General features: G+C 71.1%; 18 protein-coding genes. 11 read left to right on the top strand and 7 right to left on the bottom strand.

Going from position 1 to position 23,632, the window contains the following annotated elements; genetic code table 11:
• The first annotated feature begins 7 nt into the window (after window positions 1–7).
• The 3 genes from rpsD to rplQ all read left to right on the top strand — a co-directional run bounded on the left by rpsD (window position 8) and on the right by rplQ (window position 2,425).
• Window positions 8–637: a 30S ribosomal protein S4 gene (rpsD, locus tag WMF22_RS43315; protein WP_012240546.1), complete on the top strand. Its 630-nt coding sequence runs from the start codon at window positions 8–10 to the stop codon at window positions 635–637.
• Window positions 638–845: 208 nt separating this feature from the next.
• A complete protein-coding gene (locus tag WMF22_RS43310) occupies window positions 846–1,886 on the top strand; it encodes a DNA-directed RNA polymerase subunit alpha (protein WP_012240545.1) in 1,041 nt (346 codons plus the stop codon).
• Between the two features lie 20 nt (window positions 1,887–1,906).
• Window positions 1,907–2,425, top strand: coding sequence for a 50S ribosomal protein L17 (gene rplQ, locus WMF22_RS43305; protein ID WP_438033531.1), 519 nt, complete (start codon window positions 1,907–1,909; stop codon window positions 2,423–2,425).
• A 155-nt stretch (window positions 2,426–2,580) separates the two neighbouring features.
• Here rplQ and WMF22_RS43300 read toward each other — a convergent pair whose 3' ends face one another.
• Both WMF22_RS43300 and yccX read right to left on the bottom strand, forming a co-directional pair.
• Complete coding sequence (locus WMF22_RS43300) at window positions 2,581–4,572, bottom strand: hypothetical protein (protein ID WP_438033530.1); 1,992 nt, start codon at window positions 4,570–4,572, stop codon at window positions 2,581–2,583.
• Window positions 4,573–4,577: 5 nt separating this feature from the next.
• Window positions 4,578–4,856, bottom strand: a complete 279-nt coding sequence (gene yccX / locus WMF22_RS43295) for an acylphosphatase (RefSeq protein ID WP_012240542.1) — start codon at window positions 4,854–4,856, stop codon at window positions 4,578–4,580.
• Window positions 4,857–5,274: 418 nt separating this feature from the next.
• Between yccX and rho the strand changes: the two genes are divergently transcribed.
• The 4 genes from rho (at window position 5,275) to WMF22_RS43275 (ending at window position 11,543) form a co-directional block, all read left to right on the top strand.
• Window positions 5,275–6,522 (top strand): transcription termination factor Rho, encoded by a 1,248-nt coding sequence (rho, locus tag WMF22_RS43290; RefSeq protein WP_012240541.1) that lies wholly within the window; start codon window positions 5,275–5,277, stop codon window positions 6,520–6,522.
• Between the two features lie 116 nt (window positions 6,523–6,638).
• A complete protein-coding gene (locus WMF22_RS43285) occupies window positions 6,639–8,726 on the top strand; it encodes a GAF domain-containing protein (protein WP_437295770.1) in 2,088 nt (695 codons plus the stop codon).
• 49 nt (window positions 8,727–8,775) lie between these two features.
• Window positions 8,776–9,870 carry a (Fe-S)-binding protein gene (locus tag WMF22_RS43280; protein WP_438033529.1) on the top strand — a complete coding sequence of 365 codons (1,095 nt, stop codon included), beginning with the start codon at window positions 8,776–8,778 and terminating at the stop codon, window positions 9,868–9,870.
• Window positions 9,867–11,543: an ATP-binding protein gene (locus tag WMF22_RS43275; RefSeq protein WP_437295768.1), complete on the top strand. Its 1,677-nt coding sequence runs from the start codon at window positions 9,867–9,869 to the stop codon at window positions 11,541–11,543. Before WMF22_RS43280 ends, WMF22_RS43275 begins: the two co-directional genes overlap by 4 nt.
• A 69-nt stretch (window positions 11,544–11,612) precedes the next feature.
• Here the strand turns inward: WMF22_RS43275 and WMF22_RS43270 are convergent, their stop codons facing one another.
• The 5 genes from WMF22_RS43270 to grxC form a co-directional block, all read right to left on the bottom strand.
• The gene (locus WMF22_RS43270) at window positions 11,613–13,178 is read right to left on the bottom strand and encodes a serine/threonine protein kinase (protein WP_438033528.1); all 1,566 of its coding nucleotides are present in this window, start codon (window positions 13,176–13,178) and stop codon (window positions 11,613–11,615) included.
• Between the two features lie 258 nt (window positions 13,179–13,436).
• Complete coding sequence (gene acs, locus WMF22_RS43265) at window positions 13,437–15,404, bottom strand: acetate--CoA ligase (protein WP_437295766.1); 1,968 nt, start codon at window positions 15,402–15,404, stop codon at window positions 13,437–13,439.
• Window positions 15,405–15,711: 307 nt separating this feature from the next.
• Window positions 15,712–16,944 carry a hypothetical protein gene (locus WMF22_RS43260; RefSeq protein WP_437295765.1) on the bottom strand — a complete coding sequence of 411 codons (1,233 nt, stop codon included), beginning with the start codon at window positions 16,942–16,944 and terminating at the stop codon, window positions 15,712–15,714.
• 7 nt (window positions 16,945–16,951) lie between these two features.
• Entirely contained in the window at window positions 16,952–18,607 is a 1,656-nt protein-coding gene (locus WMF22_RS43255) for a serine/threonine-protein kinase (protein WP_438033527.1), read from the bottom strand.
• A 190-nt stretch (window positions 18,608–18,797) separates the two neighbouring features.
• A complete protein-coding gene (grxC, locus tag WMF22_RS43250; RefSeq protein ID WP_044966993.1) occupies window positions 18,798–19,091 on the bottom strand; it encodes a glutaredoxin 3 in 294 nt (97 codons plus the stop codon).
• A gap of 80 nt (window positions 19,092–19,171) precedes the next feature.
• Between grxC and WMF22_RS43245 the strand changes: the two genes are divergently transcribed.
• From WMF22_RS43245 to WMF22_RS43230, 4 genes are all read left to right on the top strand, one after another.
• A complete protein-coding gene (locus WMF22_RS43245; protein ID WP_012240532.1) occupies window positions 19,172–21,787 on the top strand; it encodes an ATP-dependent Clp protease ATP-binding subunit in 2,616 nt (871 codons plus the stop codon).
• Window positions 21,788–22,073: 286 nt separating this feature from the next.
• Window positions 22,074–22,382, top strand: a complete 309-nt coding sequence (rplU, locus tag WMF22_RS43240) for a 50S ribosomal protein L21 (protein WP_012240531.1) — start codon at window positions 22,074–22,076, stop codon at window positions 22,380–22,382.
• A gap of 14 nt (window positions 22,383–22,396) precedes the next feature.
• Complete coding sequence (gene rpmA / locus WMF22_RS43235; protein WP_012240530.1) at window positions 22,397–22,654, top strand: 50S ribosomal protein L27; 258 nt, start codon at window positions 22,397–22,399, stop codon at window positions 22,652–22,654.
• An 85-nt stretch (window positions 22,655–22,739) separates the two neighbouring features.
• Entirely contained in the window at window positions 22,740–23,582 is an 843-nt protein-coding gene (locus WMF22_RS43230; protein ID WP_438033526.1) for an HAD family hydrolase, read from the top strand.
• Window positions 23,583–23,632 lie beyond the last annotated feature (50 nt).

Genomic DNA, 23,632 nt, shown 5'->3' with positions numbered 1-23,632 from the left:
ATTCACGATGGCTCGCTACATTGGTCCGGTCTGCAAGCTCTGCCGCCGCGAGGGGATGAAGCTCTACCTCAAGGGCGAGCGGTGCTACTCCGAGAAGTGCGCGTACACGCGGCGCCCGTATCCCCCCGGCCAGCACGGCCAGGGGCGCATCAAGCTGAGCGAGTACGCCGTGCGCCTGCGCGAGAAGCAAAAGGTGCGTCGCATCTACGGCGTGCTCGAGCGGCAGTTCAGCGGGTATTTCCAGGAGGCCAACCGGCGCAAGGGCCGGACGGGCGAGGAGATGCTCGGGCTGCTGGAGCGGCGGCTCGACAACGTGGTGCACCGGATGGGCTTCGGCTCGTCCCGCGCCGAGGCGCGCCAGCTCGTCCGGCACGGGCACGTGCACGTGAACGGCAAGCGGCTGGACATCCCGAGCTACGTCGTTCGGGCGGGTGACCGGGTCGAGCTCACCGAGGGGGCGCGCAAGTTCAAGAGCGTCCTCGCCTCCATCGGCGGCGCGGACAAGCGCCCGGTCGCGAGCTGGATCGACGTGGACCGCGCGGCGTTCACCGGCGCGATCAAGGGCGCGCCGATCCGCGAGGATCTCAACGAGCCGGAGATCCGCGAGCAGCTCGTCGTCGAGTACTACTCGCGCTGATCGCGCGAGGGCGGCGCGGAGGAGGGCGGCGTCGCGAGCGTACCTTGCAGGGTGCGCTCGCTCGCTGCGGGCTCCTCTCGGCGCCGCCGTCCCGCGCTCGCGCGCGGGGGCATGGAGCCTAGGATGCGGGCAGGAGGCGGCGCCGACCGGTCGAGTGCGGCCGCGGCGTGAGACCTCCGCGCAAACCTCATGAAGGAAGGAGATCGCCATGACGATGAACAACCCGAACCTCACGATGATCGCCCGTAACTGGCGCGATCTGATCCGGCCCAAGGGCATCTCGATCGACGCGGAGAGCGGGACCCAGTTCTACGCCAAGTTCACGTGTGAGCCCCTGGAGCGCGGCTTCGGGATCACGATCGGCAACTCGCTGCGCCGCGTGCTGCTCTCCTCCCTCCAGGGGGCGGCCGCGACGGCCATCCGCATCGAGGGCGCGCTGCACGAGTTCACCACCGTGCCGGACGTGGTCGAGGACGTCAGCGACATCATCCTCAACGTGAAGGAGGTCGTCTTCAAGGCGGCCACCCCGAAGACGTACTCGGTGCGGATCGATCGCGAGGGGCCCGGGCCCGTGTACGCGCGCGACATCCAGCTGGTCGAGGGCCTGTCGGTGCTCAACCCCGACCACCTCATCGCCGTGCTCGACAAGAAGGGCCCGCTCTCGATGGAGCTCACGGTCAACGTGGGCCGCGGCTACGTGCCCGCCGAGCGCAACAAGACGCCGACCATGCCGATCGGGACGATCCCGATCGACGCGCTGTTCTCGCCGATCCGCAAGGTGAACTACACCGTGCAGAACGCCCGCGTCGGGCAGGTGACCGATTACGACAAGCTCACGCTCGAGGTCTGGACCAACGGGTCCGTCTCGCCCGCGGACGCGGTCGCCTTCGCCGCGAAGATCCTCAAGGAGCAGCTCTCCATCTGGGTGAACTTCGAGGAGAGCGAGGAGACGAGCTACCAGGCGGTGATGAGCGACGACGAGCCGCTCAACGAGAACCTGTTCCGCTCCGTCGAGGAGCTCGAGCTGAGCGTCCGCTCCGCGAACTGCTTGCAGAACGCGAACATCACGCTCATCGGCGAGCTCGTGCAGCGGACCGAGCAGGACATGCTCAAGACCAAGAACTTCGGTCGCAAGTCGCTGAAGGAAATCAAAGAGATCCTCGCGAACATGGGGCTCTCGCTCGGGATGAAGATCGACAACTGGCCGCAGCTCCTCGAGCGCTGGAAGGCGCAGCAGGCGCAGGCGTGAGTCGGTACTGAGGGAACGTCATGCGTCACAAGAAAGCGGGCAGGCAGTTTGGTCGGGATACCTCCAGCCGCAGGGCGATGCTTCGCAACCTGACGGCGAACCTGATCACCCACGAGCGGATCGAGACGACCGACGCCAAGGCGAAGGAGCTGCGGCGCGTGGCCGAGCGGCTCATCACCAAGGCGACGCGCCTCGGCAAGGTCGCGTACACCGCGCACGGGGAGCTCAGCCCCGGCGACAGAGCGCGCCGGCTCCACGCCGAGCGGCTCGTGGGCAGCTACATCCCTCGCTGGGGGGTCGCGACCGACGGCAAGAAGGTCGACATCATCGCGAAGGTGATGATCGATCTCTCGAAGCGCTTCGAGGGGCGGCCGGGCGGGTACACGCGGATCATCAAGCTCGGTCCGCGCCGCGGTGACTGCGCGCAGATGAGCCTCATCGAGTTCATCGACGCGCCGCCGGTCGAGGACGCGCCTGTGCAGGCCGCCGAGCCGGTCGCCGCGCCGGAGCCGGCCACCCCGGCGACGACCGCCGGCTGAGCCGGAACCAAGCCGGCGCCGCGTGGCGCCGGCGCAGTCGCAGCCAGCACGCCGGGAGAGCGCTCAGCTCGCCCGGCGTTTCTGCGTTGTGAGCTTGGCCGGCGCCAGGGGCCGAGCGCTGCGTGGGCCTGCGCGGGCCTGCTGCGCGCGACGGCTCAGCGGTCGCGCGCGCCGGCTTCCGGGGCATCGTCGCTCCGCGGTTCCGCCTCCTCGGTAGGCTGTGCCGGCGGGTCGGGGTCTACCCTCGAGGCGGAGGCCGGGGCCGGCTCGGGAGACGTCTGGGACTGCGGAGGAGCGGCGCTGTCCTGCCTTCGGGGCGGCGCCGAGGCAGGTGATGCGGTCGGCTCCGGAGGCGGCGGCGCCGGGGCAGGAGACGCCGGCGGGGGCGGAGGAACGGTGCCGGCTCGCGCTCGAGCGGGCGACGGAGCGCTCCGTCGCCGGGCGATGAAGAACATCGAGAGCACCGCGGCGAGACCTACCGCTCCCGCGGCGATGTGGCGGTTCGTCTGGCTCTTCCGCTCCGCGACCTTGTCCCCGAGGGAGGTGAGCGCCGCCCTCGCGCCGGCGTGGGAAGGGTCGAGCTCGATCGCGCGCTCCAGCACGAACTTGTCCGGCGTGCCGCGCTCGATGAGGAGCGCGCCCTCGAGGTAGGCGATCTCCGCCTCGATCTTCTTCGCGCGCTCGCCTGGCGCGTCGAGGCGCAGCGCCTTGCGCAGCATGGCGAGCGCGTCGTCGCGCCGGTCGGCAGACAGCGATCGCGCCCGCTCCACGTAGGCGTCCACCATCTCCTTGCGGCGCTCGAAGAGCGGCGCGCGGGCGAGCACCTTGTCGAACGCGTCGGTCGCCTCGGCGGGCTTGCCCGCGCTCGCCGCGGCGACGCCCTCGTCCATCAGCTTGTACACCTCCGCGAGGCGCGCGCGATCGTACGTCCCGAAGAGCTCGCGCGCGACACGGTCCCACGACCACTCGCGCGGCGGCTTCACGCCGGTGAGGTCCAGGTAGGCGTCGCGGAGCTGCCAGATGCCGGGCTCGCCGATCGCGGAGATCGCCTCCCGCGCGGCGTCGCGCAGCCGCGCGCGGTCGCTGTTGCAGAAGCTCAGGATCACGCGCATGGCGTCCACGTCCCGGACGCGGCCGTAGGCGCGGAGGACGTCGGCCAGGATCTGCGTGTCATTCGACGCGATCGCCTCGCCGGGGATCGCCCGGCCGAGCAGATCGAGCTGCTTGTTGGCCCACCGCTGGACGATCTTGGCGTCGTGCTGGCGCGCCTCGATCAGCGCGGGGACCGCCTTGTCGCGCAGCTTGGCCACCTGGCGCTGGAGATCGATGCGGAGCAGCTCGCCGAAATAGGCGTGCAGCGCGATGAGCTCGCGGACCGCGGGCGTCGTGCCTGCAGCGACGAGCATCCGCTCCATCGCGAGCAGCTTGACGACATCGCGCCACGCGCTGTCCCGCGGCCGCGCCACGGCCAGCATGAAATCCAGCCAGTCCCCCTCGTCCTTCTCGTCGTCAGCGCCCTTCTTGGCGCTCTGGTCGGCCTTGGTGTCCTTCTTTGCGCTCTTCGCGTCGCCGGCGTCCTTCTTTGCGCCCTTGTCGGCCTTCGCGTCCTTCTTTGCGTCGCCGGCGCCCTTTTTTGCGTCGACAGCGCCCTTCTTCGCGCCCTTGTCGGCCTTCGCGTCTGCAGTCTTCTTCTTGTTGCCGTCGCGCTCGTCCTCGCCCTTCATCGCCTTGCGGCCTTCTCTGCGCGCGTCCGCGAGCACGCGAGGCGCCGCGGCCCGATCGAGCGAGCCGCGGATGTCCTGAACGCGCAGCCGCACCGCATCGACGATGCCGGGGATCGGCTCATCGAGGGCCGCGCGGGCGTTCTCCCGCGAGCGCGCGTCCTCCGACGTGATCTGGTCGAGTATCCGGTCGAGCTCGCGGACCGCGGTGATGTCAGGCTCCGGGCGGGCGATCGGGGCGAGGCGCGGGAGCTCAGGGAGCGCGGAGGAGGCCGGCGCGGAAGCGCCGGCGTCGCGCTCGCCGGCGGCGCGCGCCGGAGGCGTCGCGAGCGGCGCTGCTGCGAGCAGGCCGATCAGGACGAGCCGCGCGCGTCGCCGCGCCGATCGCGCGCCTGCGCCCCTCGGATCCGACGTGTGGCGTGCCAAGCGCCTCAATCCGTGATGCGAAAGTCGAAGAAATCGCCGGAGAAGCCCCGCCACCGGACGTCGACGCGCTCGACCCGCGCGGCGCTCGGGCCGCGGTTCGCCCAGGCGATGAGCTCCTTCAGCTCGTCCTCCTCCCCCTCGGCGAGGACCTCGACGCTGCCGTCGGAGCGGTTTTTCACCCAGCCGGTGAGGCCGAGCCGCTTGGCCTCGCGCTGCGTGGAGGCACGAAAGAAGACGCCCTGGACGCGACCGCGGACGAACAGCTGAACCTGTTTGAGCCCCATGGAACCAGCTTGACTTAGCCGCGCGTTCCGGGGGAGGCAACTTCAGGCAGCACCTCAGAGCCACGGGCAGTTCGCCCGCGCCGTTCTTCGTACGGACGGCGCGGGCGACCTGTGTCCGTGCCGCGCCCGACGACGCGCGCGCGTCATCCGTGCCTCCCGCCGCGCATTGACAGAGCAGACGCGCTTGATAGAGTCGCCGCCCGATCGGCAAGCATAGCCCGCCGATCGAGCGACATGAACGTGAGGGGCGCCGGTTGCGAGGCGAGCCCTCTTCCCTCTGGCGACCCGCCGACATCGACGACATGCTCGGCCCCGCCTCGGGTCCGACCCGCTAGACCCCCCAAACAAAAACCAACGACCGACGGCCTCCACGCCCTTGACAGGGCACCCGCCGTCGCATCCTGGAGCTTTCCGACTCATGCACCTCAGGGAACTGAAGCAGAAACCGATGGCCGAGCTCGTCCAGATGGCGAAGGGGCTCAACATCGAGGGCGCTGCCGGGCTGCGCAAGCAGGAGGTCATCTTCGCTCTCCTGCAGGCCCACGCGGCGCAGGACCAGCCGGTCTACGGCGAGGGCGTGCTCGAATGCCTGCCCGACGGCTTCGGCTTCCTCCGGGCGCCGGACTACAACTACCTGCCGGGTCCGGACGACATCTACGTCTCGCCGTCCCAGATCCGGCGCTTCAACCTCCGCACCGGCGACAGCGTGAGCGGCTCCATCCGGCCGCCCAAGGAGCGCGAGGCGTACTTCGCGCTGCTCAAGGTCGACAAGATCAACGGCGAGCCCCCCGAGGTCGCCCGCGACAAGATCCTGTTCGACAACCTCACGCCCCTCTACCCGCAGCAGAAGTTCAACATCGAGAACGGGACGAAGAGCTTCTCGACCCGCATCATCGACATGCTCTGCCCCATCGGGAAGGGGCAGCGCTGCCTCATCGTCTCGCCGCCCCGCGCGGGCAAGACGGTGCTGCTCCAGCAGATCGCCAACGCGATCTCCGCGAACCACCCGGACACGACGCTGATCGTGCTGCTCATCGACGAGCGCCCGGAGGAGGTGACCGACATGCAGCGCACCGTGAAGGGCGAGGTGATCAGCTCGACCTTCGACGAGCCCCCGACGCGGCACGTGCAGGTCGCCGAGATGGTGATCGAGAAGGCGAAGCGCCTCGTCGAGCACAAGCACGACGTCGTGATCTTGCTGGACTCGATCACCCGCCTGGCGCGCGCGTACAACACCGTCGTCCCGCCGAGCGGCAAGATCCTCTCCGGCGGCGTCGACTCGAACGCGCTGCACAAGCCGAAGCGGTTCTTCGGCGCCGCGCGCAACGTCGAGGAGGGCGGCTCGCTGACGATCGTCGCCACCGCGCTCGTCGACACGGGCTCGCGCATGGACGAGGTCATCTTCGAGGAGTTCAAGGGCACGGGTAACAGCGAGATCCACCTGGATCGCAAGCTGATGGAGAAGCGGATCTTCCCCTGCCTCGACATCAACAAGAGCGCGACCCGCAAGGAAGAGCTGCTGCTGCCGGAGTGGATCCTCCAGCGCGTGTGGCTGCTCCGCCAGCTGCTGCACCCCCTCAACGTCATCGACTCGATGGAATTCCTCCTGGACAAGGTGAGCCGCACCGAGACCAATCAGGAATTCCTCGAGAGCATGAACCAGTAACGGCGTGTCCTAGGGGCGCTCCCGGCGGTCGTCGGGAGCGCTCTCTGTCACGCGAACGGTCCGCCCAGGGGCCCGCGCGCGCGCTCCTCCGGGCGAAGTCGTGTTAGCGTCTTCTGGTGACCGCGAAGGCGGAACAACGCACGAAGGCGCTGCAGGCTCGCGTACAGGAGCTCGAGGCGCGCCTCGCCCACGCCGACAAGACAGTGCGGGCGCTCCGGGATGTCGGGCTGGCCCTTGGCAGCACCCTGGATCTCGACCAGCTCCTCGCGCTGATCCTGAACAAGATCACCGAGCTGCTCGACGCGGACCGAGCCACCCTCTACCTGCTCGACGAGCAGCGGCAGCGGCTCCTGTCGCGCATCGTCATCGGCGAGGAGGCGCGCGCGATCGAGCTGCCCGTCGGCGCCGGGATCGCGGGCCATGTCGCCAAGATGGGGCGCACCGTCCGCGTCAAGGACGCCTACCGGGATCGCCGGTTCCAGCGCGACTGGGACGAGGTCACGGGGTACCGCACCCGCTCGATCCTCGCCGCGCCGATGAAGAACCACGTCGGCCGGACCATCGGGGTCATCCAGGTCCTGAACAAGCACGGGGAAGGGGAGTTCTCGGTCCACGACGAGGAGCTCCTGAGCGCGCTGGCGACGCAGGCGGCCGTCTCGATCGACAACTCGCGGCTGTTCCTCTCGGTGATCCAGAAGAACACGCAGCTCGTGGAGACCAAGGAGCAGCTCGAGCACCGCGTGAGCGACCTCAAGCTGCTCTTCGACCTCGAGAGCGCGATGGGCCGCGCGACCACGATGGAGGACCTCGCGCGCGCGGTCATCACGGAGGCCGGCAGGGCGTGCGAGGCGCGGGCGGGGGGGATGCTCGTCGACGAGATCGAGGGCGGGCTGTTCCTCTACTTCTTCGATCTCACGGCGTTCGACGGGGGCAGCGCGCCACCCCGCGCGCCCGCCCTCGGAGAGGAGCCGGAGGGCGTCGTGGTCGGGGCCGCCCCGAGGCCGGCGGTGAAGCGCATCGCGATGCGCCGCGGCGAAGGGGTGGTCGGGCGCGCCATGGTGAACAACGAGGCGGTGTGCTTCTCGCGCGAGGGCGCGGGCAAGGATCCGGACGACTCGCTCGTGTCGCCGCGGCTCGCCCAGCTCGTCGGCGCGGAGCTCAGGACGGCGATCGCCGTGCCGCTCGAGGGCGAGGACGCGGTGCCGATCGGCTCCATGGCCCTCTACAACTCCAGGAACCCCCACGGCTTCTCGAAGGACGATCGCGCGCTGCTGCGGCTCGTGTCGGCGAACGCGTCGACCGCGCTGCGCCTGTTCCGGTCGCGCCTCGAGCGGGAGCAGAGCGAGCGGCTCACCACGATCGGGCGCCTGCTCTCGGGCGTGATGCACGACATGCGCACGCCGCTCACGGTGATCAGCGGTTACGTCCAGCTCATGGCCGGCGCTCCCGACGCGGCGACGCGGGAGGACCACGCGCGGCTGATCCTCAAGCAGTTCGACGTCATCAGCGCGATGCAGCGCGAGGTGCTGGAGTTCGCGCGCGGCGAGCGGAGCATCCTCGTGCGCAAGGTCTACTTGACCAAGTTCTTCGGCGACATCGAGAAGCAGCTGGAGCACGAGCTCGCCGGGACCGGCGTCTCGCTCTCCCTGGAGCTCGAGGACCGAGGGACCGCGCGGTTCGACGAGGCGAAGATGACGCGGATGCTGCACAACCTGGTCCGCAACGCGGTCGAGGCGATGCGGCCAGGCGGGGGCACGGTGACGATCCGCGCCTACCGCGACGGGGGCGACCTCGCGATCTGCGTCGCGGACACCGGGAAGGGGATCCCCAAGGAGATCCAGGGCCGCCTCTTCCAGTCGTTCGTCACCTCCGGCAAGCGCGGCGGCACCGGCCTCGGGCTCGCGATCGTGAAGAAGATCGTCGACGAGCACGCCGGGACGATCGCGGTCGCGTCGTCCGACAAGGGCGCGAAGTTCACCATCCGCCTGCCCCAGGAGAGCGCGCCGTCGCGGTCTCCCGGGACCGCAGGGGGGCAGCCCCAGCTGGCGTCGACGGACGGCAGCTCGGCGACCAAAACGGGCGCGAGCGTCGCGCCGGTCGTCCACGAGGGCATCCCTCGCCGCAGGCCGGCGGGCTCAGCTCCCTCCGTCACCCCCGTGAACGAGCGGGGCCGACGCTCGTCCAGCAACGGCTCGGGCGCCTGACGCGCTCCCGCCGCTTGCGCGAGGCGCACCCGATGGAGAGACTCGAACGGTGTCCCAGCTCCGCCTGAAGCTCCTCGAGCCGCACCGGACGTCGCTCGAGAAGTGCGTCTACTGCCCCAAGCTCTCCCGCGCCGCCTGCCCCGTGTCGAACGTCGAGGCGAACGAGACGGTGACGCCGTGGGGGAAGATGTCGATGGCGTACTTCGCCGCGCGCGGCGACGTGCCGCTCGACGCAGGCCACGCGGATCCGGCCTGGGCGTGCTCCGCGTGCTTCGGGTGCCGCGAGCGCTGCGATCACAAGAACGAGGTGGCCACGGTGCTGACGGACGCGCGCGCGGAGCTCTTCGCGCGCGATCTCGCGCCGGAGGGGGCCAGGCGCGTGGCGGAGCGCTTCTCGGCCCGCGAGGAGGGCCGCGCCGGTGAGCTCGACGCGCGCTCTCGATCGGCCGCGGCCGCGCCCGACGCGGTCCACGTGCTGCTCGGCTGCGGCTACGAGCGTCACGCGCCGGACGTCGCCCGCGACGCGCTCGAGGCGACCGAGGCGCTGGCGGGCGCCTCGGCCCGCCCGGTGCGCGCCTGCTGCGGGTTGCCGCTCCTGTACGCCGGCGATCGCCCGGGCTTCGAGGCCGCCGCGCGGCGGCTCGCCGCGGAGGTCGCGCCCGGGGGGCGCTTCGTCGCCGTCGATCCCGGGTGCGCGCGCGCCGTGCGCGTCGAGTACCCGCGCGCGGGGGTGAGCGTGAAGGCCCCGGAGCTGTTCGTCGATCTCGCGCGCTCGTCGCTCGACAGGCTGCAGCGATCGGCGTCGGAGCGGCGGGTGCGCTACCACGATCCCTGCCAGCTCGGGCGCGGCCTCGATCGCTACGACGCGCCCCGGGAGATCATCGCCCGCATCACGGGGCGCCCGCCCGAGGAGTTCATCCACCGCCGCGAGCACGCCGACTGCAGCGGCGGCGGCGGCCTCCTGCCCGCCACGCGCCCCGCGTCGTCCGCCGCCATCGCCGACGCCAGGATCGCGGAGCACCGCGCGCTCGGCGGCGGGCTGCTCGTGACGCACTGCGCGCAGAGCCTCCAGCGGTTCAGGACGCGGGGCGAGCCGGCGGAGGACCTCGCGAGCCTCGTCGCGCGGGCCGTCGCGCCGCGATGACCGCGCCGCCGCCAGCCGCGGACGAGGCGCGCGGCGGCGCCGCGGGGCCGGAGGAGCGCGCGCCCCAGAAGCGGCGCACGGTCGCGGGGAGGCTCCTCGCGAGCTACCTCGTGGTGCTCGCCGCCTTCGCGCTGACCGTCGGCTGGAGCGTCCAGGCGCTGCGGGCGGCCTCGCGCGACGCCCAGCTGCTGCGCGCCGGGTACGTCCCGCTGCTGCTCCGCATCGGCGAGGTCCTGGCCGAGCAGAACGTCTTCAACGCCCAGCTCAACCACATCACCGCCGCGAAGAACCCGGGGGACGTGCGCGAGTGGATCGAGACCGCGAGGCGGACCCGCCCGCTCGCGTTCTCGATCGTCAAGGACGCCGCCCGGGCGCTCGCCGGCGCCGATGAGAAGGCGACCGGCGGGGACGCCCGCGTCGGGCAGGCGGCCGCGTCGTCCGGCGTCCGCCGGTTCAGCGACGAGGTCGCGGCCGAGGTGGCGGCGATCGAGCGGCTCGTCGGCGCCAGCCCGGAGCGGTTCGCCCAGCTCTTCCAGGCGCTCGCCGTCGGCGACCGCGACCTCGCCGAGCGCACGCGCGACGAGCTGGTCAAGCGAGAGGTCGAGGGCGCGCAGCGGCTGCGGGCGATCAGGAGCCGCGTCGAGGGGCAGATGCAGAGCCTCACCGACGAGGCGGAGCTGCGCGAGGAGCGCTCGATGCACCTGCTCCTCGGGCTGGGCGTGCTGACGCTCCTCGTCGGCGTGATGATGTCGCTGTACGCGCGGCGCGTGCTCGCCCCGCTGACCGCGGTCACCGAGCGGGCCAACGCCGTCGCGCGCGGCGACCTCACCCCGAAGCAGGCGCTCGCGACGAACGACGAGATCGGCGAGCTCGCGACGACGTTCGAGGACATGGTCGCCGCGATCCGCCGCGCGCGCGCCGAGCTCGTGAACGCCGAGCGGCTGGCGGCGATCGGGAAGATGGCCGCGCACGTCACGCACGAGATCAGGAACCCGCTGTCGTCGATCGGGCTGAACCTCGAGCTGCTCGAGGAGGAGGTGGCGCGCGCCTCCGCCGCGGACACCCCTGACGCGGAGCTCAGGCCGGTGATGAAGGAGTCGGCGCAGCTCGTCACCGCCATCCGGGCCGAGGTGGACCGGCTGTCTCGCATCGCGGAGCAGTACCTCAGCGTCGCCCGCCGCCCCCGCCCGCGCCTGGAGCCGGAGCGGGTGGACGACCTGGTGCAGGAGCTGGTGGCGTTCGTGAGGCCCGAGCTCGACCGCGCCGGCGTCGCGGTCCGCGTCGAGGTGGAGGAGGCGGGGCCCGAGCTGCTCCTCGACGAGTCGCAGATCCGTCAGGCGCTCCTGAATTTGCTCCGCAACGCGCGCGAGGCGATGCCGAAGGGCGGCGAGATCGTCGTGAGCGTCAGCTTCTCGAGCGGCGCCGCGACCATCGCGGTCGACGACACGGGCCCCGGCGTGCCGGAGGAGCTGCGCGCGTCGATCTTCGACCCCTTCTTCACGACGAAGCAGCGCGGTACGGGGCTCGGGCTCGCGGTCACGCGGGACATCATCGAGGCGCACGGCGGCACGATCTCGTGCGAGCCGCGCGAGGCGGGGGGAACGCGGTTCCGGATCGCGCTGCCCGCCGGGCGCTCGCCGGCCCAGGGCCGCGCCGCGGACGAGGTGCTGTGAGCCGCGCCGGCCGCGGCGCGCTCGCGCGGCGGAGAGCGGCACGTCCGACGCGGCGCCGCTGCGCGCGGCCTATTTCGGCATGTCCAGGTACTCGAGGGCATACCCCATGAGGAGGAAGCCCACGACGGCGAACAGGATCGCCGCGAGCACATAGACGATGGTTCGAAGCGTCCGCGCCGGCGGCGGCGCCGGAGGCCGCTGCTCGATCGGCTCTGGCTCACCGGCGGTGCCTGGCCCCGGGCTCACCGAGCCCATGCTCGGCCGCACGGGTTTGTAGACGAGCGTCGGACCCTGGCCGGTCGTCGACCCGCCCGAGCTGTCCTCGGAGAAATCCGGGAGCGTCCGCGGCGTCACGGGGTGGGACACGAGCGGGGCCACGAGCTCTCGGGCCGCGTTGTTGAGCGCCATGGTGCCGTTCGGGCCGGTCCACTGGACGGGCGCCGCCGCCGTCGGTCCGGCCGGCGCGCGCCCGCCAGGCATGTACGGCGGGAGCTGGCCGTCGTTCTGCGTGAGCGGCGGCTCGGCGAGGGGGTGGGCCGGCCGCTCCGGCTCGCCGTGCGGGCGCCCCGCGCTCTCGACCCACGGTTGCGCTCCCGGATCGGTCGCCGTGCGGATCAGGATGGGGTCGATCGGCGGCACCGGGAGCTTGACCGCGCCGGAGGACGGGGGCTTGTAGCTCGGGTGCGCTTGCGGGATGGGCGAGCTGCGCGCATGGCCGGAGGCGCTGCTCGCCGGCAGCGTGGAGATGGGTGAGCCGCTGACCGGATGGCTGGAGCTCCTCGCCGGCCGCAGCTCCCGCCAGGCGGTGAGCCCCTCGAGCGCGCTCTGGAAGCGGTCCGCGGGCTCCCGCGCCAGCCCCTTCGCGAGGAACGCCTCGAGCCGCGGGTCGACGGGCCCGTCCATCGCCTCGGCCAGCGTCCGCGCGTCGGTCTTCTGCTTCATCTCGACCATGATGAGCAGGTTGCGCGCCTGGAAAGGCAGCTGGCCGCTCATCGACTGGTAGATCATCGTGGCGCAGGCGTAGATGTCCGCGCGGTGGTCGACCGTCTTCGCCTTGCCGATCTGCTCGGGCGGCATGAACGAGAACGTGCCCAGGCTCTGGCCCATCTCGGTCAGGGTCTCCGCTCCCATCTCCTTCGGCAGCTTGGAGATGCCGAAGTCGAGGATCTTGACCCGCTTCGACCCGTCGGGGCGCGCCTCGATGTACACGTTCGACGGCTTCAGATCGCGGTGGATGATCCCGGCGCGGTGCGCGTCGGCGAGCCCCATCCAGACCTGCTCGATGATCGGGTGAAGCTCCTCGAAATCGATCGGTCCCGTCCGCTTCAGCCGATCGATCAGCGACTCGCCCTCGAGCAGCTCGAACACGAGGACGATGCCGTGCTCGGGGTCCTCCTCGACGTCGAGGATCTCGGTGACGTGATCGCTGTTGATGGACCCGGCGGCGCGCGCCTCGCGCCGGAACCGCTCGGCCGCGGACGACTTGGCCTTCGACTCGGCGCGCAGGAGCTTGATCGCCACCTGGCGGCCGGTGCGGATGTTCTCCGCGGCGAACACCTCGCCCATGCCGCCGCGGCCGAGCTGGCGGATGATGCGATACCGGTTCGCAACGACGGTTCCAGCTTCGAGCTCCAAGCGCGCCCTCGCCACAGAGTATCCTCCGCGACGATGCGGGGGATCAAATTCTCCGGGGCGAACGAGGTGATCCGACCGTAAGCCGCGGGATGCCGGTCGTGGGCCGCCGTCGCTCTTCCCAGGGCCGAGCGCGGCGGAAGAGCCGCAGGATCGAGCTCTTCCGTGGGGTCTCCTCCCTTCGCCGAGGCGCAGGCGCTGCGCCGTCGCGCGCGTCGCGTCGGTCGCAGGGGCAGGCCGCGCCCCTGCGCCGCCGCGGGCTCACTCCTCTTCTTGCTGGCGGAGCTTCGCCATGACGCTCAGGTCCTCGAGCGTCGAGGTATCGCCGGTCAGCTCTCGACCAGCGGCGACGTCCTTCAGGAGCCGGCGCATGATCTTGCCGCTGCGGGTCTTCGGCAGGGCGTCCGCGAAGCGGATGGCGTCGGGGCGCGCGAACTTGCCGATCTCCTTGGCGACGTGCTCGGCGAGCTTCGCCTGGAGCTCCGGCCCGGCCTTCACCCCCGGCCGGAGCGAGACGAACACGACGAGCGCCTGTCCCTTGAGGTCGTCCGGGCGACCGACCGCGGCCGCCTCCGCGACGGAGGGGTGAGACACGAGCGCGCTCTCGATCTCGGCCGTCCCGATGCGGTGGCCGGCCACGTTCAGCACGTCGTCGATGCGGCCGACGACCCAGAAGTAGCCGTCCTCGTCGCGGCGCGCGCCGTCGCCGGTGAAGTAGCAGCCCTCGACGTCGCTGAAGTACTGCTTACGGAAGCGATCGTCGTCGCCCCACACCGTGCGCAGCATCGACGGCCACGCCTGCTTCAGGACGAGCAACCCGCCCTCGCCCGCCGCGACGGGCTTGCCGTCCTTCGTCACGACCTCGGGCACGACGCCGAACATCGGCAGCCCGGTCGACCCCGGCTTCGAGGACGACGCGCCGGGCAGCGTGGTCATCATGATCGAGCCCGTCTCCGTCTGCCACCAGGTGTCCACGATCGGGCAGCGGCCGCCGCCGATGGTCCGGTGGTACCAGACCCACGCCTCGGGGTTGATCGGCTCGCCGACCGAGCCGAGCAGCCTGAGGCTCGACAGATCGCTCTTCGCGGGCCACTCGTCGCCCTGCCGCATGAAGGCGCGGATGGCCGTGGGGGCGGTGTAGAGGATGGTGACCCCGTGCTTCTCGATCAGCCTCCAGAAGCGGCCCCAGTCGGGGAAGTTCGGGGCGCCTTCGTACATGAGGCACGTCGCGCCGTTCGAGAGCGGGCCGTACACGATGTAGCTGTGGCCCGTCACCCAGCCGACGTCGGCGGTGCACCAGTAGACGTCGTCGTCGCGCAGATCGAAGACGTACTTCGTCGTGACGTGCGCGCCGACCAGGTAGCCGGCGGTCGTGTGGAGCACCCCCTTGGGCTTCCCGGTCGAGCCGCTCGTGTAGAGGATGAAGAGCGGGTGCTCGGCGTCGACGACCGTCGGCTCGCAGGCCGGGGCGGCCCCGGCGAGCAGGTCGTGCCAGAAGACGTCGCGGCCCTCCGTCATCTGCACCTCGCAGCGCTCCTTGCCGAGGTGCTGGTACACGACGACGCGCGTCGCGCTCTTCGCCTCCGGTTGCGCGAGCGCCTTGTCGACGGTCGCCTTCAGCGGCACGACCTGCCCGCGCCGGTACGCGCCGTCCTGCGTGATGACGAGCTTGGCCTGGCTGTCGTGGATGCGGTCGCGGAGCGCGTCCGCGGCGAAGCCGCCGAACACGACGGTGTGCACCGCGCCGAGGCGCGCGCAGGCGAGCATCGCCACGGCGACCTCGGGGACCATGCCCATGTAGATCGCGACCCGGTCCCCCTTCTCGATGCCCAGCCGCTTGAGCGCGTCGGCGAGCAGCAGCGTCTCGCGGTGGAGCTGGGCGTAGGTCAGCGTGCGCGTGGCGCCGTGCTCGCCCTCCCAGATGATGGCGGCCTTGTTCTTGGTGGCCGTCGTCAGGTGGCGATCGAGGCAGCTCTCCGTGACGTTGAGGGTGGCGCCGAGGAACCACTTGGCGTGCGGCAGGGCCCAGTCGCTGATCGTGGTCCACGGCGTGCGGAACACGAGGTCGCTCGCCTCCCGGCGCCAGAACGCGTCCGGCTGCTCGATGCTCTCGCGGTAGAGCGCCTCGTAGGTCGCCTGCGCGCCGACGCGCGCACGACGCGAGAACTCGGCCGGCGGCTCGAACCGGCGCGTCTCCTTGAGCAACGACGTGATGGCATCCTGCGACATGGTCACCCCTTGAGGGGACGGCGGCAGCCGATCCCCGTCCGACGTTGAAGGGGACGGCGGCCGCCGATCCCCGGCTGACGTTGAAGGGGACGGCGGCAGCCGATCCCCGGCTGACGTTGAAGGGGACGGCGACAGCCGATCCCCGGCTGACATGATTGAAGAGGACGGCGGCAGCCGATCCCCGGCCCACGCTCCCCGCTGGAGAGCGCGGCGAACCCTCGACGGCTCACCGCGAGGGCGTGCGAGGATACATCCGTCAAGCGGCAGAACAAGGATGGAACGAGCGCCCGGGATCGGCAGAGGCCGATCACCAGAACGCATAGCCGGCGTGCAAGCTGCCTCCCAGCTGCAGCAGCACGGCCGAGTAGAGCGTGACGTCGTCCTGGTCGCTGTTCTTGTAGCTGATGCCGCGCGACGACTGGAAGTAGCTGTCGAGCGAGAACCCGAGGAGCACGCCCCCGAGGTCCAGCTCGACGCCCACCTCGGAGAACACGAACGCGTTCACCCCGGCGGCCTTCTGGCACAGGCCATCGCAGATGTCTCCGTCCTGCGTCTTGATGCCGTCGAACTTCACGGAATCGTAGGTGAGGCCGCCCCCGATCGAGCCCACGAACCGCCATGTCTGCCCAGGGGTCATCAGGCGGACGTTCAGCCCGAGGCGCGTCGAGCCGAGCGTGTAACTGGCGTTCGGGTACGCGGGGTCGTCCGAGCCGGTCGCGATGTTCGCGTACTGGAGCATCACGTCGAACGCCGCGGGGGTGTTCACGCGGTATCCCACCCGGATCGAGCCAGCTCCGCCGCTGTTCGCCTCCGGCGCCGGGAAGGCGCGCGGGTGGCCGAGCGGCCAGAGCAACGACGCGGCGCCGATCACGTAGTAGCCCTGCGGCGGGAGCGAGAGGGGCACCGGCTTCGGCGGAGGGGGCAGGGGCGGCGTGAACGGCTGCGCCGCCGGAGCCGCGGGGGCTCTGTCCGGGACCAGCGCGAGCCTCACCTTCTTGTCGCGCTCGCCGCTCACCACGGTGACGCTCTCGTCGGCGCTCGCGTACCCCTCGGCGCGCGCGCCGATGCGGTGCACCCCCGGCCCGAGCTCCACGACCCGCGTCCCCGAGGACGAGGGGGGCTGTTCCTCGCCGTCGATGATCAGCGTGGCGGCCTCTGGGCTGAGCTCGATCGTGAGATGGGCGAGGAGCGCGCGCATCTCCTCGATGGCGCTGCGCGCCGTCTTCTCGTCGCCCTCATCCATCGTGTCGCGGTGCTGCGCGAGCGCGCGCTCGAGCGCCGCGATGGCCCTCGGGTAGTTGAAGAGGGCCTTCTCGGCGAGCGCGATGTTGAACAGCGGGCTGGCCTTCGGCTTCTCCTTGTAGGCCGCCTCGAACTCGACGACCGCGGCCCGGTAGTTCCTGTCCTGGAACAGCTTGATGCCGTTCGCCATGTGCTGCCGGTACGGCTCGACCTGCGCGAGCGCCGGCGAGAGCTGCACGGCCAGGCCGAGCGTCGCCGCGCAGAGCGCCAGCGTGAGTCGTCCGTGTGATCTGCGCAAACCCGCCTCAGTCGACCTTGAGCTGCAAACCAGCCGCGACCCCCGCCGGCTTCGGCGTCGTGACCACCGGGGTGGCCTGCGCCGGACCGGCGGGCTTCGCCCCGGCGCCCGTGCCCCTGGGGCGCGCCGCGAAGGGGAGCGCCGTCGTCTTCTTCGGGATCGGCTCGGCCTTCGGCGCCGGGGCGGGCGCGACGGGCGCCGCGGTCGCGGCCTCGGCCGGTGGCGGCGCCGGTGTCACGGCGGCCGGCAGCGGCTGGAGCAGGACATCGATCGGGGAGTTGCCGTCCTGGAGCGTCACCTCTTTGTCCACGGGCGTGTAGCCGGAGGCCTCGATCCGCACACGCTTCGTCTCGCCCGTGCGGCCGCGCAGCGTGCGGTCGGCCAGCGCCGCGCCGTCGACGGTGAAGAGGGCGCCCTCGGCGTTCGTCCGGAGCTCGACGGAGACCTGGGCGGGCAGCGCGGGCGCGGTGGCCACCGTGCTCGCCTCCGGCGAGCGGCGCGCGTGGAGGACCGCGCCGGCAAGGCCGCCAACCAGCGCGACCAGCGCCACCGCGGCGAACGCGAGCCGCCGCGGGCCGCGCGCGCCCGTGGGCCCGCTGCTCGACCAGCCCACCTTCGAGCCGCTCCCGTGCACCTCGAGCGTCGGATCCAGCCCGATGCTCGGATCACCCGGCGTCTGCTTCGCAGGCGTCTGCCCGAGGGCGCCAGGAGCGCTCGTCGTGTGCGCACCGAGCTCGTCGCTCGAGCTGCGCCGTGACGCGAGGAGCCCGCCGGCGCCGACGACCAGGGCGTCCAGGAAATCTCGCGCGGAGGAGAACCTCGCGTCCCTGTCCCGCGTGAGCGCCTTCGCGATCACGCGCGCGATCGGCTCGGGGACGGCCGGGTTGCTCATCCGCACGTCGAGGGCGTCCTTCATGCAGATGTTGACGATCACCTGCTCGTACGAGCTGCCGCTGTGCGGCGGGTGTCCCGTGAGGCACTCGTAGAGGATCGCGCCGACGGCCCAGAGATCGGTCCTGCCGTCCACGTCGGGCATCGCCTGCGCCTGCTCCGGCGACATGTAGAACGGCGTCCCGAGCACCGTGCCCTGCCGGGTCAACGTGTGGGCCGGAGCGCCGTCGGCGCGGCGCATCTTCGAGATGCCGAAGTCCAGGATCTTGGCGAAGTTCGGGTCGTCGTCGCGGTCGACGAGGAAGACGTTGTCCGGCTTGAGGTCGCGGTGGACGATGCCCGCCTCGTGGGCGCGGTGGAGGCCGCGGAGGAGCTGCGCGGTCAGGTGGAGCGCCTCGCCGAGGTCGAGCCTGCCGCAGCGCCGGATGCGGTGGCCCAGGTCCTCGCCCCGGAGCAGCTCCATGACGAGGAAGGGGGTGTCGTCGGCGAAGCCGGCGTCGAAGATCTCGACGATGTGCGCGCTCTCGACGGCGCTGGCCGCCTGCGCCTCGCGGTGGAACCGCGCCACCGCGTCCTTGTTCTGCGCGAGATCGCCGTCGACGAACTTCATCGCGACGCGCTTTCCGATGGCGGTATTCACCGCCTCGTAGACCGTGCCCATCCCGCCACGCCCGATCGTCCGTACGATTTCGTACTTCTGAACCCGCTTTCCGACGAGCGCCCCCTCGACCGGCTGGGTCGCTGCGGCGGTGGTGTCGGTGCTGCTAGGCATGGCGGTTCGACGTGGGGGAAGCGGACGAAGCCCGTGAAGCCCTTTGGACGAACCGCATCAAAGAAAGCTGCGCCCCGTCCCCGCGCGGCAGCTTATCACCTCCTCACGCCGGGGTGCACCTTCGCCGGCGGGGCCCGAGGGGTGCGTCCGACGAGGATTCTCCGTCGTACCTCAGCCACCCTCATCCGCCTCAGCGCGGCATGGGAGGTGCGTCCGCGCTCGGCGCCTCGCCGAGGCGCGGATCGAGCCCCCCCTCCTTGTCCAGGGCCGAGAGGTCGCTGAATCCGCCGATGCTGGCTCCATTGATGAAGATCTGAGGGACCGTCCGCTGTCCGGACGCCTTGACCAGCCAGGCGCGGAGGTCATCGCGGTTCTCCACGTTGATCTCCGTGAAGCGCGCCTGCTTCTGCGTCAGCAGGCGCTTCGCCATGGCGCAGTATGGGCAGTAGTCGGTGACGTAGATGGTGACTTCGGCTGCTTGCATGGGCATCTCGTCCTCTTTCCTTTCCCGGGCAGGCCAAAGATGCAAGCGCACAGGGCTCCACCTTGCGGTAGGCTGCGCGCATGGCCGAGAAAGAGGGCACGATTCACCTCGATCGCTATACCGGCGACGCGAAGCAGGTCGTCGCCGGCGCGCAGCAGATCGCGGACGAGCGCCAGCACGCCGAGGTCACGCCGCTGCACCTGCTCATGAGGTTGCTGGAGCGCGACCGGGGCGTGTCCGAGGTCTTTCGACGGGCGGGCGCCGACCCGAACGAGGTGCTCCAGCTCGCCGAGAACGCCCTGAAGAAGCTGTCCAGGGCGGGCAGCAGCGGTGTCGCGTACGTGAGCCCTCGCCTGCTCGATCTGCTCGGGCGCGCCGAGCGGGAGGCGACCCGGGACAAGTCGCAGAACGTGGGCATCGAGCACCTGTTGCACGCGCTCGCCCAGGAGATCCGCGGGCCTGCCGGGGAGATCCTCTCTTCGTTCGGCATCGGTCCGGGCGCGTTCCGGCCGCACCTCGGGGCGCTGGAGGCGGCCTCGCGGGAACCCTCGCCCGCGCCGGCCAACGCGGCCGAGCCGGGTCAACCCGCGCCCTACACGCGGGACCTCGTCGCGGACGCGCGCGAAGGGCGGTTCGATCCGGTCATCGGCCGTGACGTCGAGGCGCGCCGCTTGCTGCAGATCCTCGAGCGGCGGTTCAAGAACCACCCCCTCATCGTCGGCGAGCCCGGCGTGGGCAAGACCGCGCTCATCCGGGGCCTGGCCGACCGGATCGCGCACGGCGACGTGCCCACGAACCTCGCGGGCGCCCACCTCTACGAGCTCGACACCGGCGCGCTCGTCGCCGGGGCGAAGCTCCGCGGGGAGATCGAGCAGCGCCTCAAGGTCCTGGTCGATCGGCTGCGCGGCGAGCAGGACGCGGAGAGCATCCTCGTCGTCGAGGATCTCGACGCGCTCTTCGGCCAGGGGGTGCAGGGCGCCGGCGTGGGCGAGCTCCTGAAGCCGCTCCTGTCGCGCGGGGAGATCCGGATCATCGCCACGACGACGCCCGAGGGCGTGCGCAAGATCAACGAGCGCGATCCCGGGATCATCCGGCGGTTCTCGACGATCACGCTGGAGGCGCCGAGCATCGATCAGGCGACGGAGATCCTGCGCGGGATCGCCACGAAGTACGAGGCCCACCACCGCGTCCGGGTGGGGGAGAGCGCCATCACCTCGGCGGTCGCGCTGGCCAAGCGGTACATCTCGGACCGCGCGCTCCCCGACACGGCGGTGGACCTGCTCGACGAGACGTCCGCCCGCAAGCGGGTGGAGGTCGACGGCGTGCCGGCCGAGCTCGACACGCTGACCCGGCGCGTCGACGCGCTCCGCGCCCAGATCGCCGCGCTCGCGGACGACGACGACAAGCTCAGCGTCCAGACCCGCACGCGCCTGGAGGCGGAGCTCGCGGAGATCGAGCCGAAGGCGTCGTCGATGCGCAGCCGCAACGCGTCGCGCCGCGGCGTCATCGCGGCGTGCCAGGCCATCCGCCGGGAGCTCGTCGCCGCGACGGAGGCCTTGAAGGCTGCCCAGCGCGACAAGGCGTTCGCCAAGATCGGCGAGCTCGAGCACGTCACGCTCCCGGAGATCAGGCGGCGGCTCCAGGCCGCGGAGGAGGCCGCGCAGCGGGAGGGGGTCGCGCCGACCTCGAACGTCGTCGCCGAGTCGGACGTGGCGGCGACGCTCAACGACTGGACCGGCATCCCGGTGGCCAAGATGCTCGAGGGCGAGGCCGAGAAGCTCCTCAAGATGGAGGCGCGGCTCGCGCAGCGGGTGGTGGGCCAGGACGAGGCGGTGCGCGCGATCGCGAAGGCGGTGCGCCGCGGGCGGGTCGGCCTGCGCGATCCGGGCAAGCCGATCGGCTCGTTCCTGTTCCTCGGGCCGAGCGGCGTCGGCAAGACGGAGCTCGCGAAGGCGCTCGCCGAGTTCCTGTTCGACGACGAGCAGGCGCTGACGCGCATGGACATGAGCGAGTTCATGGAGCGCCACATGGCCCAGCGCCTGATCGGGGCGCCCCCGGGCTACGCGGACAGCGAGCAGGGCGGCTTCCTCACCGAGGCCGCCAGGCGCCGGCCGTACAGCGTGCTCCTGTTCGACGAGGTCGAGAAGGCGCACGCGGACGTGTTCAACCTGCTGCTCCAGATCCTCGACGACGGCCGGCTCACCGACGGGCGCGGGCGGCTCGCCGACTTCTCGAACACGGTCGTCATCATGACCTCGAACATCGGGTCGAAGCGCGTGCTCGAGACCGACGCCAAGCTCTGGACCACGGAGGACGGGCGCGAGGCGATCCGCGACGTCCTGCTCGAGGAGCTGCGCGGGTTCTTCCGCCCCGAGTTCCTGAACCGGGTCGACGACATCGTCGTCTTCAAGGCGCTCAGCAAGGAGGACCTCCGGGGCATCGTCGACATCCAGCTCCGCCGGCTGGAGCAGCTGCTCACGGACAAGGACATCCGCCTCGCCCTCACGGACGCCGCGAAGGCCCGGCTCGTCGAGCTCGGCTACGAGCCGAGCCTCGGCGCTCGCCCGCTGAAGCGGGCGATCCTGCGCGAGCTCCAGAACCCGCTCGCCGAGACCATCCTCGCCGGCGGGTACCAGCCCGGCCAGACGATGCAGGTCGACGTTGTCGACGAGAAGTTCGTCTTCACCAAGGCGTGAGGGCGAAACAGGCGCGCGGTACGGACGAGCGGCGAGCGCGACCCGCGCCGCGACCGGGCGCGCGGTCCGGGCCGCGCTTTGCAGGGGCTTTCCAGGGCCTTGCGCACACCGGGAGGCCGCGGGCGTCGCTCCGGCGAAGAACCTGGGCGACGCCGCTGCGAAGCACTTGCCAAGCCGGAGAAGGTCCGTATACTGCCGCTCCCTCGCTCACCGGGTCCTCCGATCGAGGGCCATTTGCGTGGCGTATGGCGAGGGATCGCGGTCCCCAGGTTGAGGAAGACGCACCATGTACGCGGTCATCAAGACGGGCGGCAAGCAGTATCGGGTCGCCGAAGGTCAGAAGCTCCGGGTTGAGAAGCTTGTCGGCAATGCCGGTGACAAGGTCACCTTCAGCGAGGTGCTCCTCGTCGGCGGTGACTCTCCCAAGATTGGCAAGCCCCTCGTGAGCGGCGCCTCCGTCGCCGCCGAGATCACCGGGCAGGACCGCGGCAAGAAGATCGTGGTCTTCAAGTTCAGGCGGCGGAAGAACTACCGCCGCAAGAACGGCCATCGCCAGCCGTACACCGAGCTCAAGATCACCGGCATCACCGCCTAGCAGGAGAAGTAGAGATGGCTCACAAAAAAGGCGGCGGCTCCTCCAGGAACGGCCGTGACTCGAACGCGCAGCGCCGTGGGGTGAAGGTGTACGCCGGGGCGCCCGTGCGCGCTGGCAACATCCTGGTCCGGCAGGTCGGCTCCTCGATCCACGCTGGCCACAACGTCGGCACCGGCCGCGACTTCACGCTCTTCGCCCTCGTCGACGGCGTCGTCACGTACGAGTGGAAGTCCAACACCAAGAAGCAGGTGTCGGTCTACCCGGCTTCCTGAGCCTTCCTCACCGGGAGGGCGTCCTGAACCGTTCCATCCCGTCCCGCCTGCTGCGCTCCGCGCGCTTCCGAGCTACTCAAGCGCGGTGACGACCTACAAACTCCTCGCCCTAGACGTCGACGGGACCCTCGTCCGTCGTGATGGGTCCATCCACGACGAGGACTTCCGCGCCATCCAGCGGCTCCAGGATGCCGGCGTCCCGGTCTCGATCGCGACCGGGCGCCTGTACTCGGGGACGCGCGAGGTCGCGCGGCGGATCGGCGTGCTCGGCCCCATCGCGTGCGTCGACGGCAGCCACATCGTGCACACCGAGGGCGACGCGCACCTGTACTCGCGCACGATCTCAGGCGCCGAGGCGTCCCTCCTGCGCTCGATCACCGAGCGGCACGCGACGGCGTCGTTCCTCTTCGCGCAGGACAGCATCGTCCACGACGCGACCGGCGCGCCGCACGTCCACTATGTCCGGGGCTGGTCGCACGCCATCGCCGAGGTCGAGCGCGTCTCGTCGCACCCGTACTGGGAGCACGAGCACGGCCTGCTCGCGCTCGTCGCGCTCGGGACCGAGCTCCAGATCGCGGCGGCCGTCGAGGAGGTCCGGTCCGAGCTCGGTGAAGCGGCCTTCGTCGTCTCGTTCCCCCTCCTGCGGGACGACCAGGCGAGCCTCTTCGCGATGATGGTCCGTGCCGCTGGGCCGACGAAGGGCACGGCGATCGCGTGGCTCGCGGAGCACCACGGCTGCGAGCTGTCGGACGTGGTCGTCGTCGGCGACTGGCTCAACGACGTGCCGATGTTCGAGGTGGCGGGGCGATCGTTCGCGATGGCGCAGGCGCCCGAGCAGGTGAAGCAGGCGGCGACGGACCGCCTGAAGGCCGACGGCCTGGTGGGCGGCGGCATCGCCGAAGCCATCCGCCGCGCCTTCGGTCACTGAGCGCCGGCAGACGGCGAGCGGCGACGGCAGCGGGGAGCGCCGCTCAGCGC

Origin of the sequence: Sorangium sp. So ce204 (assembly GCF_051526795.1) — a bacterium.
Taxonomy (GTDB): Bacteria; Myxococcota_A; Polyangia; order Polyangiales; family Polyangiaceae; genus Sorangium; species Sorangium cellulosum_B.
This window is presented reverse-complemented; position numbering and strand designations above follow the sequence as displayed.

Excerpts from the sequence above, each read along its gene's own strand:
- grxC (WP_044966993.1), bottom strand. The coding sequence starts at position 19,091 with ATGCAAGCAGCCGAAGTCACCATCTACGTCACCGACTACTGCCCATAC.
- WMF22_RS43245 (WP_012240532.1), top strand. The coding sequence starts at position 19,172 with ATGGCCGAGAAAGAGGGCACGATTCACCTCGATCGCTATACCGGCGAC.
- WMF22_RS43275 (WP_437295768.1), top strand. The coding sequence starts at position 9,867 with ATGACCGCGCCGCCGCCAGCCGCGGACGAGGCGCGCGGCGGCGCCGCG.
- rplQ (WP_438033531.1), top strand. The coding sequence starts at position 1,907 with ATGCGTCACAAGAAAGCGGGCAGGCAGTTTGGTCGGGATACCTCCAGC.
- yccX (WP_012240542.1), bottom strand. The coding sequence starts at position 4,856 with ATGGGGCTCAAACAGGTTCAGCTGTTCGTCCGCGGTCGCGTCCAGGGC.
- WMF22_RS43310 (WP_012240545.1), top strand. The coding sequence starts at position 846 with ATGACGATGAACAACCCGAACCTCACGATGATCGCCCGTAACTGGCGC.
- rpmA (WP_012240530.1), top strand. The coding sequence starts at position 22,397 with ATGGCTCACAAAAAAGGCGGCGGCTCCTCCAGGAACGGCCGTGACTCG.
- acs (WP_437295766.1), bottom strand. The coding sequence starts at position 15,404 with ATGTCGCAGGATGCCATCACGTCGTTGCTCAAGGAGACGCGCCGGTTC.
- rplU (WP_012240531.1), top strand. The coding sequence starts at position 22,074 with ATGTACGCGGTCATCAAGACGGGCGGCAAGCAGTATCGGGTCGCCGAA.
- rho (WP_012240541.1), top strand. The coding sequence starts at position 5,275 with ATGCACCTCAGGGAACTGAAGCAGAAACCGATGGCCGAGCTCGTCCAG.
- rpsD (WP_012240546.1), top strand. The coding sequence starts at position 8 with ATGGCTCGCTACATTGGTCCGGTCTGCAAGCTCTGCCGCCGCGAGGGG.
- WMF22_RS43255 (WP_438033527.1), bottom strand. The coding sequence starts at position 18,607 with ATGCCTAGCAGCACCGACACCACCGCCGCAGCGACCCAGCCGGTCGAG.